At 71.1% G+C, this 12,287-nt stretch carries 15 protein-coding genes; 6 read left to right on the top strand and 9 right to left on the bottom strand.

Translation table 11 applies throughout. From position 1 onward, the window contains the following. Together VM681_00090 and VM681_00085 are read right to left on the bottom strand one after the other, a co-directional pair. On the bottom strand, positions 1 to 272 hold a 272-nt coding region (locus VM681_00090; protein HVL86393.1), incomplete at its 3' end, for a bacteriocin-protection protein. A gap of 74 nt (positions 273 to 346) precedes the next feature. Beyond that, a complete protein-coding gene (locus VM681_00085; protein ID HVL86392.1) occupies positions 347 to 805 on the bottom strand; it encodes a hypothetical protein in 459 nt (152 codons plus the stop codon). Between the two features lie 315 nt (positions 806 to 1,120). Between VM681_00085 and VM681_00080 the strand changes: the two genes are divergently transcribed. The 3 genes from VM681_00080 to VM681_00070 are packed head-to-tail and all read left to right on the top strand — an operon-like array spanning position 1,121 to position 3,246. Continuing rightward, complete coding sequence (locus tag VM681_00080; GenBank protein ID HVL86391.1) at positions 1,121 to 1,531, top strand: hypothetical protein; 411 nt, start codon at positions 1,121 to 1,123, stop codon at positions 1,529 to 1,531. 5 nt (positions 1,532 to 1,536) lie between these two features. Beyond that, positions 1,537 to 2,274, top strand: a complete 738-nt coding sequence (locus VM681_00075) for a DNA alkylation repair protein (protein ID HVL86390.1) — start codon at positions 1,537 to 1,539, stop codon at positions 2,272 to 2,274. Positions 2,275 to 2,298: 24 nt separating this feature from the next. Beyond that, positions 2,299 to 3,246 carry a DMT family transporter gene (locus VM681_00070; protein ID HVL86389.1) on the top strand — a complete coding sequence of 316 codons (948 nt, stop codon included), beginning with the start codon at positions 2,299 to 2,301 and terminating at the stop codon, positions 3,244 to 3,246. Positions 3,247 to 3,259: 13 nt separating this feature from the next. Here the strand turns inward: VM681_00070 and VM681_00065 are convergent, their stop codons facing one another. Both VM681_00065 and VM681_00060 read right to left on the bottom strand, forming a co-directional pair. Beyond that, complete coding sequence (locus tag VM681_00065) at positions 3,260 to 3,676, bottom strand: class I SAM-dependent methyltransferase (protein HVL86388.1); 417 nt, start codon at positions 3,674 to 3,676, stop codon at positions 3,260 to 3,262. Positions 3,677 to 3,894: 218 nt separating this feature from the next. Beyond that, a complete protein-coding gene (locus tag VM681_00060) occupies positions 3,895 to 4,518 on the bottom strand; it encodes a DNA starvation/stationary phase protection protein (protein ID HVL86387.1) in 624 nt (207 codons plus the stop codon). Positions 4,519 to 4,616: 98 nt separating this feature from the next. Here VM681_00060 and VM681_00055 point away from each other — a divergent pair, with 98 nt between their 5' ends. Together VM681_00055 and VM681_00050 are read left to right on the top strand one after the other, a co-directional pair. Further along, entirely contained in the window at positions 4,617 to 5,183 is a 567-nt protein-coding gene (locus tag VM681_00055) for a GMP synthase subunit A (GenBank protein ID HVL86386.1), read from the top strand. Positions 5,184 to 5,197: 14 nt separating this feature from the next. Beyond that, entirely contained in the window at positions 5,198 to 5,617 is a 420-nt protein-coding gene (locus tag VM681_00050; protein ID HVL86385.1) for a secondary thiamine-phosphate synthase enzyme YjbQ, read from the top strand. A 27-nt stretch (positions 5,618 to 5,644) separates the two neighbouring features. Here the strand turns inward: VM681_00050 and VM681_00045 are convergent, their stop codons facing one another. Then, positions 5,645 to 6,553: a carbohydrate kinase family protein gene (locus VM681_00045; protein HVL86384.1), complete on the bottom strand. Its 909-nt coding sequence runs from the start codon at positions 6,551 to 6,553 to the stop codon at positions 5,645 to 5,647. 77 nt (positions 6,554 to 6,630) lie between these two features. Here VM681_00045 and VM681_00040 point away from each other — a divergent pair, with 77 nt between their 5' ends. Then, positions 6,631 to 8,379, top strand: a complete 1,749-nt coding sequence (locus VM681_00040; protein ID HVL86383.1) for a hypothetical protein — start codon at positions 6,631 to 6,633, stop codon at positions 8,377 to 8,379. An 18-nt stretch (positions 8,380 to 8,397) separates the two neighbouring features. On the opposite strand, the gene VM681_00035 is transcribed toward VM681_00040, so the two are convergent. The 4 genes from VM681_00035 to arcS form a co-directional block, all read right to left on the bottom strand. Continuing rightward, a complete protein-coding gene (locus VM681_00035) occupies positions 8,398 to 8,922 on the bottom strand; it encodes a hypothetical protein (protein ID HVL86382.1) in 525 nt (174 codons plus the stop codon). A 14-nt stretch (positions 8,923 to 8,936) separates the two neighbouring features. Next, on the bottom strand, positions 8,937 to 9,236 hold the full coding sequence (locus VM681_00030; protein HVL86381.1) for a hypothetical protein: 300 nt from the start codon (positions 9,234 to 9,236) through the stop codon (positions 8,937 to 8,939). Between the two features lie 113 nt (positions 9,237 to 9,349). Continuing rightward, the gene (locus VM681_00025; GenBank protein HVL86380.1) at positions 9,350 to 10,405 is read right to left on the bottom strand and encodes an archaeosine biosynthesis radical SAM protein RaSEA; all 1,056 of its coding nucleotides are present in this window, start codon (positions 10,403 to 10,405) and stop codon (positions 9,350 to 9,352) included. After that, complete coding sequence (arcS, locus tag VM681_00020; protein HVL86379.1) at positions 10,398 to 12,203, bottom strand: archaeosine synthase subunit alpha; 1,806 nt, start codon at positions 12,201 to 12,203, stop codon at positions 10,398 to 10,400. The genes VM681_00025 and arcS overlap by 8 nt, the downstream gene beginning before the upstream one ends. Positions 12,204 to 12,287 lie beyond the last annotated feature (84 nt).

Genomic DNA, 12,287 nt, shown 5'->3' with positions numbered 1-12,287 from the left:
CGCTGGACGTTGACGCGGCTCCAGGTGCTGCCGGGCTTTCGCGGCGTGAAGCGGATCGCGTAGGCGTCGGGACCCAGGCCCTTTCGGACGCCGTCGATCCAGCCGTAGCAGAGCGCCTGGTCCACCGATTCGGGCCAGCTGACGCTGGCCTTTCCGCTGGCGACCTTGTGGTATCCGACCCACAGCTCCGTTGCCGTCGCGTGGTGCTTTGCGAGCCAGGCGCGGAGCTTCGCGGGCGTCTCGAAGAAGACGGGTTTCGGCGGGGCGGCCATGGGCGGCCAACGGGCGGCGCGGCGAAAAACGCTTCCGTTGTGCGCGTGCTCGTTGCGGGCCCTGGGTCACGGTCCTACGGCGCGTCCCTCTCGCAGATCGGGACCGCGCCGCGCCACACGTCGCGCGACGTCCGGAACTGCGCCGCGAAATGCTCTTCCGCCCCGGGCTCGCGCGCGGTCAGGATTTGGACGATGCGCAGGAGAGTCTCGTCGCCTCCGTTTGCCGGATAGGCCGCGAACTCGTCGAAGATGTTGTAGCCCCGCGCGTCGAGCCCTTCGAAGGTCCAGCGGCCGTCGGGCAGCACGCGGAGGATCTCCCGCGCGAGGACGACGCTCCCGTCCGGCCGTCGCCAGTGCGCCTCGAGCTCCGAACCGTCGTGCCAGCGCGCGAGCGTGCGGATGCGGAAGGGGCGTTCCTCCGGGTCCTTGGCCGTGTAGTCGTCGGGAAGCTCGGTCCACCACGCGCGGACGGATTTTGGGCTGCGGCGGATGGAAAGCTCGACCTCGATCCGCTGCGCCGGATTGGGGATCATGCCCGCGCAGGGAGCCGTGGAGCGAAAAACTCGGCGACGTCCCCGTTTTTGCGTGGGATCAACGGATTGCGCCCGCGCGAAGTTCACGCCGCCGGGCGGAGCGCCGAGGAACGACACCGGCAAGGATGTCCGAGTTTGGAGGATCGTGAATGGCACCTGGAAACTGCTGGCCGACATCTGGAACTTGGACCTGCACCTGCCTCCCCCCAAGTAAGGCCGAACCCGAGGGCCCCGGTGCCCGGCGACACCCGCCCCGGCGAGGCGCCCGTCCTTGGACGCAACGGTTTTTACGTTTGGCGCGATTTCGCCGGCCTGATGGTCGCCCGAAGGTCGGCCGCGCGTCCGGCGGTTCGACGCGCGCCTGGAAGAAAGCCGGCAGCCGGAACGCGCGCGCAAGGCCGGCGGCCGGGCGATCCGCGTCCCGACAAGGGCGATGGCGAGGCCGCCGTCCGCGCCCGCATCGCGAAGCTGCCGCAAGGGTCGCGCGCGATGGTGGCGAAGATCCATTCGATTCTCCGCAAGCGGGCGCCTGACCTTGCGCCGACGGTCAAGTGGGGCCACCTTGTGTATCTGCGGAACGGCAAGATGGTGCTGTACGTCGCCGGGCACACGAAGCACGCGCGCTTTGGCCGCATGGCGAAGGGCATGCCGTCGGTGGAGTTCCGCGACGTCGGCGAAGTGAACGAGCGCAGCGTCGCGGGGGTCCTAAGAGACGTCCCGCGGTAGGCCGTATGCCGCTTCTTGCTGCACAACGGGAACTCCGGGCGCTTGCCTCCCCCGCTCGGGCGCGCGTCAACGCCGGGTATTTCAAAACGGGCAAGGGCGCGTACGCGGAGGGTCAAAAGTTCCTGGGCGTGCGCAATCCGCAGATGCGAGCGCTTGCCCGCGAGCACCGGGACCTTCCGCTTGGCGAGGTCGGGCGCATGCTAGCCTCGGAGTGGTACGAGGACCGCGCCCTTGCGCTTCTTGTGCTGGGCGAGCAGGTCCGTCGCGCCGACGAGACGGGCCGGCGGCGGATCGCGGCGTTCTACCTTCGCAACCTCGACCGCGTCGACAATTGGGCCCTCGTGGACCTGTCGGCCCCGTACGTCCTTGGGCCCTACCTCGAGCGACGTTCGCGGGCGATCCTGGACCGGCTCGCGGGCTCGCGGAACCTCTGGCGGCGACGCGTTGCCATGGTGACGACCCAGCATTTCATCCGGCGGGGGGAGACCGGCGACGCCCTGCGGATCGCGCGCCTGCTCCTCGACGACGAGCACGACCTCATCCACAAGGCCGTGGGCTGGATGCTCCGCGAAGTGGGCGAGCGCACCCCCGGCGATCTTGGCGCGTTCCTCGACCGGCACGCGGCGAGCATGCCTCGCACCATGCTGCGGTACGCGATCGAGAAGCTCCCCGCGGCCACGCGACGGCGCTACCTGGACGCGCGCGCCAAGCGGCGGGTTGCTTCCGCGCGACCGAAGCGTTAATCGCGCGCGCGCCGCTGCGGGCCCGTGGCTCCCGCCGCCTCGGGCTACCTTCTCCTCCTCGTCACGTCGCTTGGCTGGAGCGGCGCGTGGATCGTGGCCCGGGCCGCCGCGCACGAGGTTTCTCCGCTTGCGGCGACGGTCGGGCGGTTTGCGATTGCGGCCGTGGCGCTCCTGCCGGCCTGGTACCTCCTCGACCGCGGCCGGGACTTCCGTCCCACGCGGCGGGAGGTCCTGCTGCTTCTGGCCATGGCCGGGACGGGCATCGTGGGATACACGGTTCTTTTTCTGAACGGCGTACGCTTCGCCCCGGCAAGCGACGGCGCCATCGTGACGCCTGCGCTTGCGGGCGTCTTTGGCATGCTGCTTGCGTGGCCGGCGCTGGGCCACCGGCCCACGGGGGCCGAGGCGGCCGGCGCGGCGCTTGCCCTCTCGGGCGTGATCCTCGTCGGCTGGGGGGTCCTTCGCGCCGAGGGGCTGGGCTCCGATCGCGCGCTCGGTGACGGCCTCTTTGTCCTGGCCGCGGGCGCTTGGGGCGTGTACACCGTGCTGGGGCGTCGCGCCTCCGACCGCATCCCCGCCGTGACGGGCATCCTCGCCGCAAGCGCGCTGGGGGCCCTTCTCTTCGCGCCCGTCGTCCTCGCCATCGAAGGGCCGGCGGTGTTCGCCGGATGGAGCGCGCTCGCATGGGCGAACGTCCTGTACCTTGGCGTGGGAGCGACGGCGGTCGCGTTCGTCACCTTCTACCTTGGCGTGCAGCGGGTCGGCGTGGCGCGCGCGGCGCCCTTCTTCGGTCTCGTTCCCGTCTTCGCCGTGCTGCAAGCCGCTTGGATCCTCGGAGAGGAGCTTACCTTGCTTCATGCGGCCGGAGGAGCGCTCGTGGTCGCGGGCATTGCGCTTCCGCCGCTCCTTGCGCGGCGCGCTTCGCGGCGCGCCGCGTCGCGCCTGGCCGGGCCTGCCGGCCCGGGCCCCTGACCTGCGCGAAAGGCTATCCGGTTGATCTCGTCGCGACGACGCGCAGCTTTTGGAACTTCCTCTCGTGCGCGCGCGGCTCGCGGGCCGAGCTCTCCACGATGGCAAAGCCCGCATCCCGCGTCCGCGCGAGCAGGTCGTCCATCGGCATGACGCGGAAGAGCGCCGCTACGCCCGGTTCGGACGGCGGCCCGCCCTGCGCGACCACGAACAGGACGCCTCCCGGCGCAAGCCAGCGATGGCAGTCGGCAAGGGCCGCGTCGAACTCCTTGCTTGGAAGGAAGATGAGCGAGTAGAGCGCCGTCACCGCGTCGAACGATCCCGGTTCGAACCGCAGCGAGCGGATGTCCGCGAGTCGAAAGTCGACGGCCGGGAACTCGCGCCCAACATGCTCTCCATCGCGCGGCGTCCACGGCGAGCACGCGGTGGCCAAGCTCCGACAGGCGGTTTGCCTCCACGCCGGGTCCGCACCCGAGGTCGAGGACGCGGCTTCCCGGGCGCAGGTGCGGCACCACGACCGCGAGGTCTTCGGACGGCGCTTGGTTGCGCGCAAAGTACGAAGCCGCGTCCTGGTCGAACCACGCGACGGCGTCGTCGGTCATAAGCGAGGACGGGATGGCGCTTGGGCCCGTAAAGGTTGGCGACCGGCGGTTAGGGCGCCGTTCCCGCGCCCGTCGGGCGGTCGCCGGGGCCTCCCGGCGGAGAGGTCGCCAGGGGCGAGATCGAGGACGTCGCGGATGCCGCGACCCCGCTTACGGTACCCTCGGTGCCCAAAGTGTCGACGAGGTGCGCGCGCAGCATCCAGGCGGTCTTCTCGTGCCCGCGAAGGATTCCGGACAGGAGGTCCGACGTTCCGTGGTCCTTCCGTTGATCGCTTGCGTCGATGGCGTCCCGGAGGGACCGCGCGACGGTCTCGTGGTCGGCGAGGAGGTCGCAGAGCAGGCCGCATTCGTCGACCCCCTCCGGCGAGCGCTCCTCGATCGAGGAGGACTCGCCGAACTCCCGAAGGGTCGCCCGCGCGATCCCGCCGAGCATGCGGACGCGCTCGGCCACCTCGTCCATGACCTCGTCGAGCTTCTCGTACTGCTCCTCGAGCATCTTGTGCAGGGGGCCAAAGTGGGCGCCGGTCACGTTCCAGTGATAGTTCTTCGTCTTCGCGTAGAGCACGAACTCGTCGGCGAGCAGCCGGTTGAGCGCGTCGACGCCTGCCCGCAAGCCCGTCCGGTCGATCGCGATCTCGATCTCGGTCGCCTCCATCCGTCGAATGGCGGTCATGGGTTGCACGCGACCCCGGCCCGGCTTTAGCCTTGCGGAACGCTCTCCGGCGTGCGCGCGCCGCAAGCTATTTGGCCGCCGTCCGCGTGAGCCAAGCCATGCGCGTGCTCGTCGTCGACAACGGCGGCCAGTGGACCCACCGCGAGTGGCGAGTCCTGAAGTACATCGGGGTGGACACGCAGATCGTCCCCAACACGACGCCCTACGAGAAGCTCGCGGACGTCGACGGCCTGGTTCTGTCGGGCGGCGCGCCGCGCGTGGGCATCGGCGACACGCTGGGCGCCTGCGCGGAGTACCTCGCGAACGCTCCCTTCCCCATCCTTGGCATCTGCGCGGGCCACCAGTTCATGGCCACGCACTACGGCGGCAAGGCGACGCCCGGCGAGGTGCCCGAGTTCGGCACGGCGGAGGTCGTGCGCGACGGGCCGGACGAGACGATCTTCGCCGGGCTGCCCGAGCGGTTCCAGGCGTGGGAGAGCCACAACGACGAGGTCTCGGTCCTGCCCTCCGACTTCGTGCGCCTGGCCCACAGCGAGAACTGCGCCGTGCAGGCCATGAAGCACCGCACGCTGCCTCGCTTCGGCCTCCAGTTCCACCCCGAGGTCGAGCACACGGAGCACGGCGAGCGCATCTTCCGCAACTTCGTCGAGCAGTGCAAGCGTTGAAACGGGGGGTTCCCGTGCAGGAGTTCACGGTCAAGACGCGGGGCGAGGTCGACGTCGTGGACCTCACCGCGGAGGTCGCGCGGCGAGTGCGCGAAAGCGGCGTGACCGAAGGGCTCGCCTGCGTGTTCGTGGCCCACAGCACCTGCGCCGTCACGACGATCGAGTTCGAGCCGGGGCTCGCGCGCGAGGACCTGCCCAAGGCGCTCGACCGGCTCTTCCCCCGGCACGGGCAAGGGCTCGAGTACGGGCACGAGCGGGCCTGGCACGACGGCAACGGCCACAGCCACGTGCGCGCGGCGTTCCTCGGGCCGTCGGTCACCGTTCCCGTGAGCGGAGGCCGGCCGGTCCTGGGCACGTGGCAGCAGATCGTGCTCGTGGAGCTCGACCCCCACCCTCGCGAGCGTCGCGTGATCGTGCAGATCGTCGGCGCGTGAGCTTTACTGCGCAACTGCGCAGTAATCCTAGGTTGGCAGCCGCCCGAAGACCTGCCGGAACCGCGCGAGCGCCTGCCGCTCCGTCGGAAGCCCCGCCTGCGCGCCCACGCGGGCGACCGCGAAGCTTGCCGTCACGGCCCCCATCTTCGCGCACTCGACAAGCGGCCAGTCGCGCAGCAGGCCGTACAGGAAGCCCGAGCGGTGCGCGTCGCCGGCGCCCGTCGGATCGACCGCGCGCGCCGGCACGGCCGGCACCGCCACGCGCGCGCCGTCGGCGTGCACGACCGAGCCTTCCTTGCCGCGCGTCTCCACGACGACGGACAGGCCCGAGTCGAGGAGGTCGCGCACGTCGAGCCGAAGGCCTTTGCGCAGGCGCGCGAGCTCGAACCGGTTGGCAAAGAGCACGTCCGCGCGCGCAAGGCAGGCGGCCACCTCGTCGAGCGGGCGCTGGAAGGTCTCCTGGCCGGGGTCGAACGTCACGAGGTCGCTTCCCCGCATGAGACGAGGGTAGGCGCGAAGCTCGCCGGCGGCAAAGTGCGCGACGTCTGCGCGCGGCGGCACGGCGAGCCGGAGGTCCGCCATGGCTCCGGGCGCGTAGTAGATCGATTGGCGGCCGCGTGGATCCGTGAGGAGGATCGAGGTCGCCGTGGGCCGGCGGGAGAGGACGAGGCCCGCGAGGTCCACGCCGGCGGTGCGCAGCGCCCGTCCGTAGGGCGTCTGCCGGAAGTCAGGGCCCACGGCCGAGACGAGCGTCGGCCGCTCGCCCAGCCGCGCGAGGCCCGCGGCCACGTTGCCGGCGCACCCGCCGGGCGCGATCGCAAGCTCCGTGACGGTTGCGGCCTCGTCGGGGCCCGCCAATCGCGCCGCGCGACCCACGAGGTCGGTCGCCACGGTGCCCACGACGGCGATCGAAAGGCCGGGGGGACGTCTTGCCACGGCGCGGCATCCGCGCGGGGGAACGTGAAGCCTCGCCCGTCCGAAACCTCTTTGCGCCCCCTGCCGCGTTGCCGGCCGTGCGCAGCCGCCACGTGCTCCTTGCCCTCGTCGGCATCACCGCGCTTGCCGCGGCGATGCGGCTGCTGCCGTTTTTCCAGCACGCGGCCTGGGGAAGCGACACGGGCGAGTACTACGCGCTCACGCAGCGCCTCGTCGACACGGGCCGGCTGTCGACCGAGTACGACGGGTGGGGCATCGTCTACGCATACTTCACGGGAGCGTACGTGGTCTCCGGCGCCGTGAGCGCGATCTCCGGCCTCGACGCGTGGACGGCGCTGCGGATCGTGGTCCCGCTGGCCGCGACCGTGACGGTCCCCGGCATCTTCCTCGTCTCACGTGCGCTCTTTGGCGACGACCGCGCGGCGCTTGCCTCGGCCGCGCTCCTTGCCGTCCTCATGCCCCACGTGTTCACGACAAGCCACCCCATGCCCGGCGCGCTCGGCCACGTCTTCATGGTCGGGGCGCTCGTGTTCATGGTCCAAGCGCAACGCGATCGGCCGGCCCTCGTGCTGGCGGCCGCGGCGGCGTTGGCCCTCGTGCCGACGCATCATTTCACCGTGTATTTCCTGCTCCTCGTGCTCGTCGCCTACCCGTTCCTGCGTGGCATGCTCTCGGAGCGCGATGAGATGCCCGACGCGCGGCCGTGGTTTGCAGTCGCGGCGGCGCTTGCCGTGGTCAACTTCGTTTACTGGTGGTTCGCGGCGCCCCCGTTCCTCCTCATCGTGCGCGACGCCATCCGCGTCGCCGAGCTTGCGGTGGTCGGATTCTTTGTCGTGCTTGCGGCCGCCGTGCTTGCGATCCGCGCGCGGCGCAAGCGTCGGCCGTTGCAGTATGCGCCCGCGTGGATGCCGCCGCGGCAAGCGGCGTTGTGGGGCGCGGGCTTCCTTGGCGCGGGCGTCTCGGTCGGCGTCTTCGTCTTCCTCTTTGGCGTGCCGGGGACAAGCGTGCACCCGGACGCGGAGACGGTGGCGTATTTCCTGCCGCTGCTTTCGACGGTCTCGCTCATGGCCGTCGGCCTTTCGTACAGCAAGGGGTACCCGCAGGGGCTTCTCGCCTACGGGTGGACGATCGCCATCTTCGGGAGCTTCCTTGCCGCCTCGGCGGCGCAAAGCACCGTGCTCCTGCCCTACCGCCACACGGAGTACCTGGCCGAGCCCGTCGCCCTCCTGGCGGGCCTGGGCTTCGTGAAGCTGCACGACTTCGGCGCGCGCCTGTGGCCCTCGGCCCGACGCGGCGTCTCCGCGCTTGCCGTCGCCGGCCTTGCCGCGCTTGTCGTGCTCAACGCCGCCACGGCTTATCCCCCGCCCCGGGTCCTTGCGGGCTTCGAGGAGGCGACGTCCCACGAGGAGTTTGCGGCCATCCGGTGGGCGGGCGAGAACCTCGTCCTTTCGGAGGACGCCGTGGTCGCCGCGGACCACCGCGTCTCGAGCCTCCTGTTTGGCGTCGCGGGGCTCAATGCGACCTGGGACTACTCCCGCCTAACGTTCCACGGCGAGTCGTTCGAAGAGGCGCGCGAGGAGATGGAGCGTTTGCGGACGCCAAGCGGCGCAAAGCGCATCGATTACGTCTTCCTGGGAGAAGCGACGCGGCAGGGCGTGGCGCTCTTGCAATGGGAGAACGCCGAGCCCATGTCGCAAGCCGCCGTGGCGAAGTTCGAACGCGCGCCGTTCATCAAGCTGTGCGACTCGGGGAGCGTGCAGATCTACGCGGTGGACTGGCACGGCACGATGCCGACTCGCTCGCCGGTAGGGCCGTGCCGGGCGTAGCGGATCGGCCAGTCGCCGCTAGTCCCACGGGCTGTAGCGGCCGGCGTCGCGAAGAAGGAATAGCACGGCGCCGTCCAAGGCGGCGATCGCCCAGAACAAACTCGAGATCGCGACAAAGAGCGGAAGGAGCGGGGGCTCGGGAGGAAGAGCGATACCGTGTACTAGGACGATGGGCCCGTGGCTGTACGCGCCCAAGGCGACCGAAAGCGCGAGGCCTTTCCGGGCGACGGAACGGGCTCGGACCGTCGCGCCGGGGTGCGCTTGCCAGAGAGGCCCGGCCGCTTCCGTCGCGCGCACGAGGAGGAGCATGCCCACGACCGCGCCCGTCAAGTAGCCCGCCGCGGCCGCGGGCCCGAGGAACGTTCCGAGTCCGGCGATGAGCGTGAAACCGAAGACAAGGAGGACTGCGCCTACGACGGCGGTTGCGCCAAGGGCTGCGGCGGCCGCGCGCCAGTTGCGGCGGACGGGTTGCGGAGGCCAGGCGCGGGGAACGAGCACTCGCGCGCCTGCCTCCGGCCACGAGGACGTGGCCAAATGCGTCACGCGTCGTCACCGCCCTAGGGCGCGCCGCCGCCCTTGGGCGGCGGAGGCCCCTGGATGGGAGGCGGACCGTAGTATTGGTAGTACACGGGGGGTCCAACGTACGGTCGCACGGGCTCCATCATGCCGGCTTGGCGGAACCCGCGATGCAGGAGCGGAAGCCCGAACGCGACTGCGATCGCGGCCGTCGTGAGTGCGGGAACGTCCACGCGCTGGAAGGCGACCAACAACAGCGCCGCGTGGAGCGCGACGAGGATCGCCCCGGCACGGATGGCGGATTCCGGGGCTTGCGTCGCTTGCCCGTTTGCCGGTTGCATGGCTTCACCGAGGAAGACATGCGCGGAGGGCCCCATTGACTCGACGCCGGCACAGTACGCGCGGCGCCCAAGCGTCGGGGCCGGAATCGACTGTACATACCACCTAGCCAAGCCTAGGCCATCGCCCCGCCCTGCAGGAACCCTTCGAGCTCCAGCGTGTCCTGCCAGCGCTCGACGCAGGCGCACGGTTCGATCTCCAAGGCTTCCAGCCGGGCCGTCAGCGAGTAGGCTTCGATCGCTTCGAGGACGCGCTTGTCGCAGGCGCCGCAGTTGTGCGCGCCGCGCGCGCCTCCCGCCCCCACGGGGTCGCAGCGGATGCGCGCGGGGATCTTGCCGTGCGTCCGCCGGATGATCTCCACAAGCGACCAGAGCCAGATGGGCCGGTAGAGCCCGCGCTTCCAGAGGCGCTCGACGAGCGTGCGGCTCTGGACGTTGCAGGCGTTGAGGCTCACGACGTCGCACTCCGAACCGGCCGCAAGCGTGGTGGCCACGGCGTCCTCGAGCGCCTCGCGCTCCGTGAGGAACGGGGGCTTCACGAGAAGGTAGGCCTTCGTGCGGACGCCGTGCGCGCGGCAGGCGCGGCAAGCGGCGACGAAGTCGCCGAAGGTATCGTGCTTGTTGACCGAATACTGAAGGATCGCAGGCCGGGCCGACTCGAGGCCAAACGCGATCTCGAGCTCGACCTCGGGGCGAAGCGCCGCTCGCACCGCGGCCACACGTGCGTCGGTCGCGTGCACCGATTGGGCCTCGAGCGTCACCTTGCGCACGCCCGGGGGGATCTCGGCGAGGATGGCCGCCTGCGCCTCGTCGGGCACCTCGGTTGGATCGAGGAAGCTTCCGCTCGTGTAGATCTTCACGATGGGCTGCCCGCGGTGGGACTCGGCAAGCGCGCGCCGAAACTGGGCGAGGAGCTGCCGCGCCTCCACTTTCCGCACCATGCTGTCGTTCACGTAGCCGCACATCGTGCAGCCGCCCGAGAGGGCCCACGTGCAGCCGCGCGTCTTGAGGATGACGACAAGCGCGTCGAGCACCTGGGCGCCATGGCGCTCGGGCTCGGTCCACACCTTCGTGGGATGCTCGAGGCTTCCCTCGCGCGGCGCAAGCCCCCGGACGTCGCGCATGACGGCGTTGAGCGTCTGCGGGTGGGAAAGGAGGGAAGGGCTAGGCATGGTGCCTCACCCGCACGGCCACGCCGCGAAGGCGCGCGTTCATCTCGGTCGCGCTCGTCTCGGCGATGCCCACGCCGCGGAGCTCGTCACCGTGCCAGAGGAGCACCTCGTCCTCCGGCCGGATGTCCGGCGAGGCGCGCACGATGCCGACGCCGTAGACGCCTCCGCGCGGCACGAAGTCGTCGATCTCCACGCGGTACGCGTCCGACGGGAGACGCCGCGCGCCCTCCATCGTGAGGGAGAGCGTGCCGCGGTCGGGAACGAGCTGCGCCCGCTGTCCGCCGTCGGGCGAGAGGACCTTGAGGTGGGGATACCGGCCGCGAATCGTCGCGCCGTCGACGAGCGCCTCCGCGCCGGCGCCGAATTGCCACCGAGCGCGCGAGGCCATGTCGTCCAACTCGCGCCGACGCCGCGGGACGCCGGGAAGGCCGTTGACGGCGTCCGTGAGCGTCGCAACGAGGCTTTCGAGCGACTTTGCGGAGAGGGGATCGTCGGCGCCCGTGGATTCGAACGAGGAGAGCGCCGGAGCGACCAGGCGCTCCTGGTCGTCGTCCAGGTGCGCGACGACGCGCTCGTAGCGCGCATGCGTGAGGCTCGCGCGGAGCGCATCGGCCACCATGGCGGCCTCGTCGCGGTCCCAGTGGCCGGTGACGGGGAGGTCGTACCGTGCGGCCGGGTACGAGAGCTCAAGCTCCATGGGCACCACGCCAAGCGGCGAGGTCACGACGACCTTGTGGACGGCGCCGAGGTTGGGAACGCGCGCGAGCGCGCGGTCCAGGATGGCGTGCGTTCGGCTGTCGCTGTAGGGCTTCGTCGCGCTGCAGGGCACAAGCAGCAGCACGCGGGCGGACTCCGGCGGGCGGTAGCGCTCCGCCAGTCGGCGGCGGAAGCGCTCGATCTCCGGCCGCTGGAGGCTTTCCTTCCCCGTCGCCCAAAGGGGTGTGCGGCGCAGGATCGGCGCGCGGGCTTCGAAATGCGCGAAGTGGTCGAGGTCGAGGAAACGCAGGAGCGCCGCCTGCTCGGGGGTGCTCCGCGCCCGCATCTCCGCAAGCTCGCGCAGGCGGCCCTGGGCGACGGCCCCGCGCGCGCGGGCAAGCTCCTGGGCCTGCTGCGCAAGGCCGTGCGCAACAAGGCCGGCGAAGGACCGGTCGCGCGCGCGGCAGGCGTCGCACGCGCAGGGAGGCTCGTCGGCCGCCGTCGCGGGGAGCGAACCCTCGGGGAGCACGTACTCGCCGGCGCGCGCGGCAAGCAGGATCGGCAGCGTGTCGAAGAGGTCGATGCCCGCGTAGGCGCAAAGCGCGATCTCCCTCGGGAGGCCAAGGCCGGGGGCGTAGAGGAGGGCGCCGGGTCCGGCCTTCTCGCGAAGGGTCGTCACGGCTTGGGCAAAGCCGCGCGGGTCGCGGAAGAGGGCGGAGGCCGAGGGGAGGGCGACGATGCGACCGGCCTCGACCGCGGCCGGCGCGCGCCGGACAAGCACCGTCGCCGCTTGCGAAGAATCCGCAAGCTCCTCCGCCTTTGCGTCGAGGCGCGCGTCGAATCGCGCGGGGAACGGGACGTCGGCCTCGATGCGAAGGTCCGCCGCCGGATCGGGCGCGCGGGGAAGGAACGCGCTTCCAAGGTCCTGCACCCACGGTTGGCCGCCCACGGGCGGGCGCTCGGAGAGGACAAGCGGCGCCTCGGGCGGCGCGGGCATGCGAGGGGTCTCGACGAAGAGCGCCGCTGGCGTCCGCAGGCGAATGCGGCCCTCCGTCCGGAGGGCGATGCGGGCGGCTGCGTCGCGATGCTGCACCTCGAACATGGGTGGCCGTTGCAGGCGCGGGCGTCCCTTAAAGCTTAGCCGCGTCGAAGCGCGCGGGGAACGGGACGTCGGCCTCGATGCGAA

This window comes from Candidatus Thermoplasmatota archaeon, assembly GCA_035541015.1.
Classification (GTDB): Archaea; Thermoplasmatota; SW-10-69-26; order JACQPN01; family JAIVGT01; genus DATLFM01.
Note: the sequence above shows the minus strand (reverse complement) of the source record. Positions and strands in the feature narration are given on the sequence as shown.

Excerpts from the sequence above, each read along its gene's own strand:
- VM681_00085 (HVL86392.1), bottom strand. The coding sequence starts at position 805 with ATGATCCCCAATCCGGCGCAGCGGATCGAGGTCGAGCTTTCCATCCGC.
- VM681_00055 (HVL86386.1), top strand. The coding sequence starts at position 4,617 with ATGCGCGTGCTCGTCGTCGACAACGGCGGCCAGTGGACCCACCGCGAG.
- VM681_00075 (HVL86390.1), top strand. The coding sequence starts at position 1,537 with ATGCCGCTTCTTGCTGCACAACGGGAACTCCGGGCGCTTGCCTCCCCC.
- VM681_00060 (HVL86387.1), bottom strand. The coding sequence starts at position 4,518 with ATGACCGCCATTCGACGGATGGAGGCGACCGAGATCGAGATCGCGATC.
- arcS (HVL86379.1), bottom strand. The coding sequence starts at position 12,203 with ATGTTCGAGGTGCAGCATCGCGACGCAGCCGCCCGCATCGCCCTCCGG.
- VM681_00030 (HVL86381.1), bottom strand. The coding sequence starts at position 9,236 with ATGCAACCGGCAAACGGGCAAGCGACGCAAGCCCCGGAATCCGCCATC.
- VM681_00025 (HVL86380.1), bottom strand. The coding sequence starts at position 10,405 with ATGCCTAGCCCTTCCCTCCTTTCCCACCCGCAGACGCTCAACGCCGTC.
- VM681_00080 (HVL86391.1), top strand. The coding sequence starts at position 1,121 with ATGGTCGCCCGAAGGTCGGCCGCGCGTCCGGCGGTTCGACGCGCGCCT.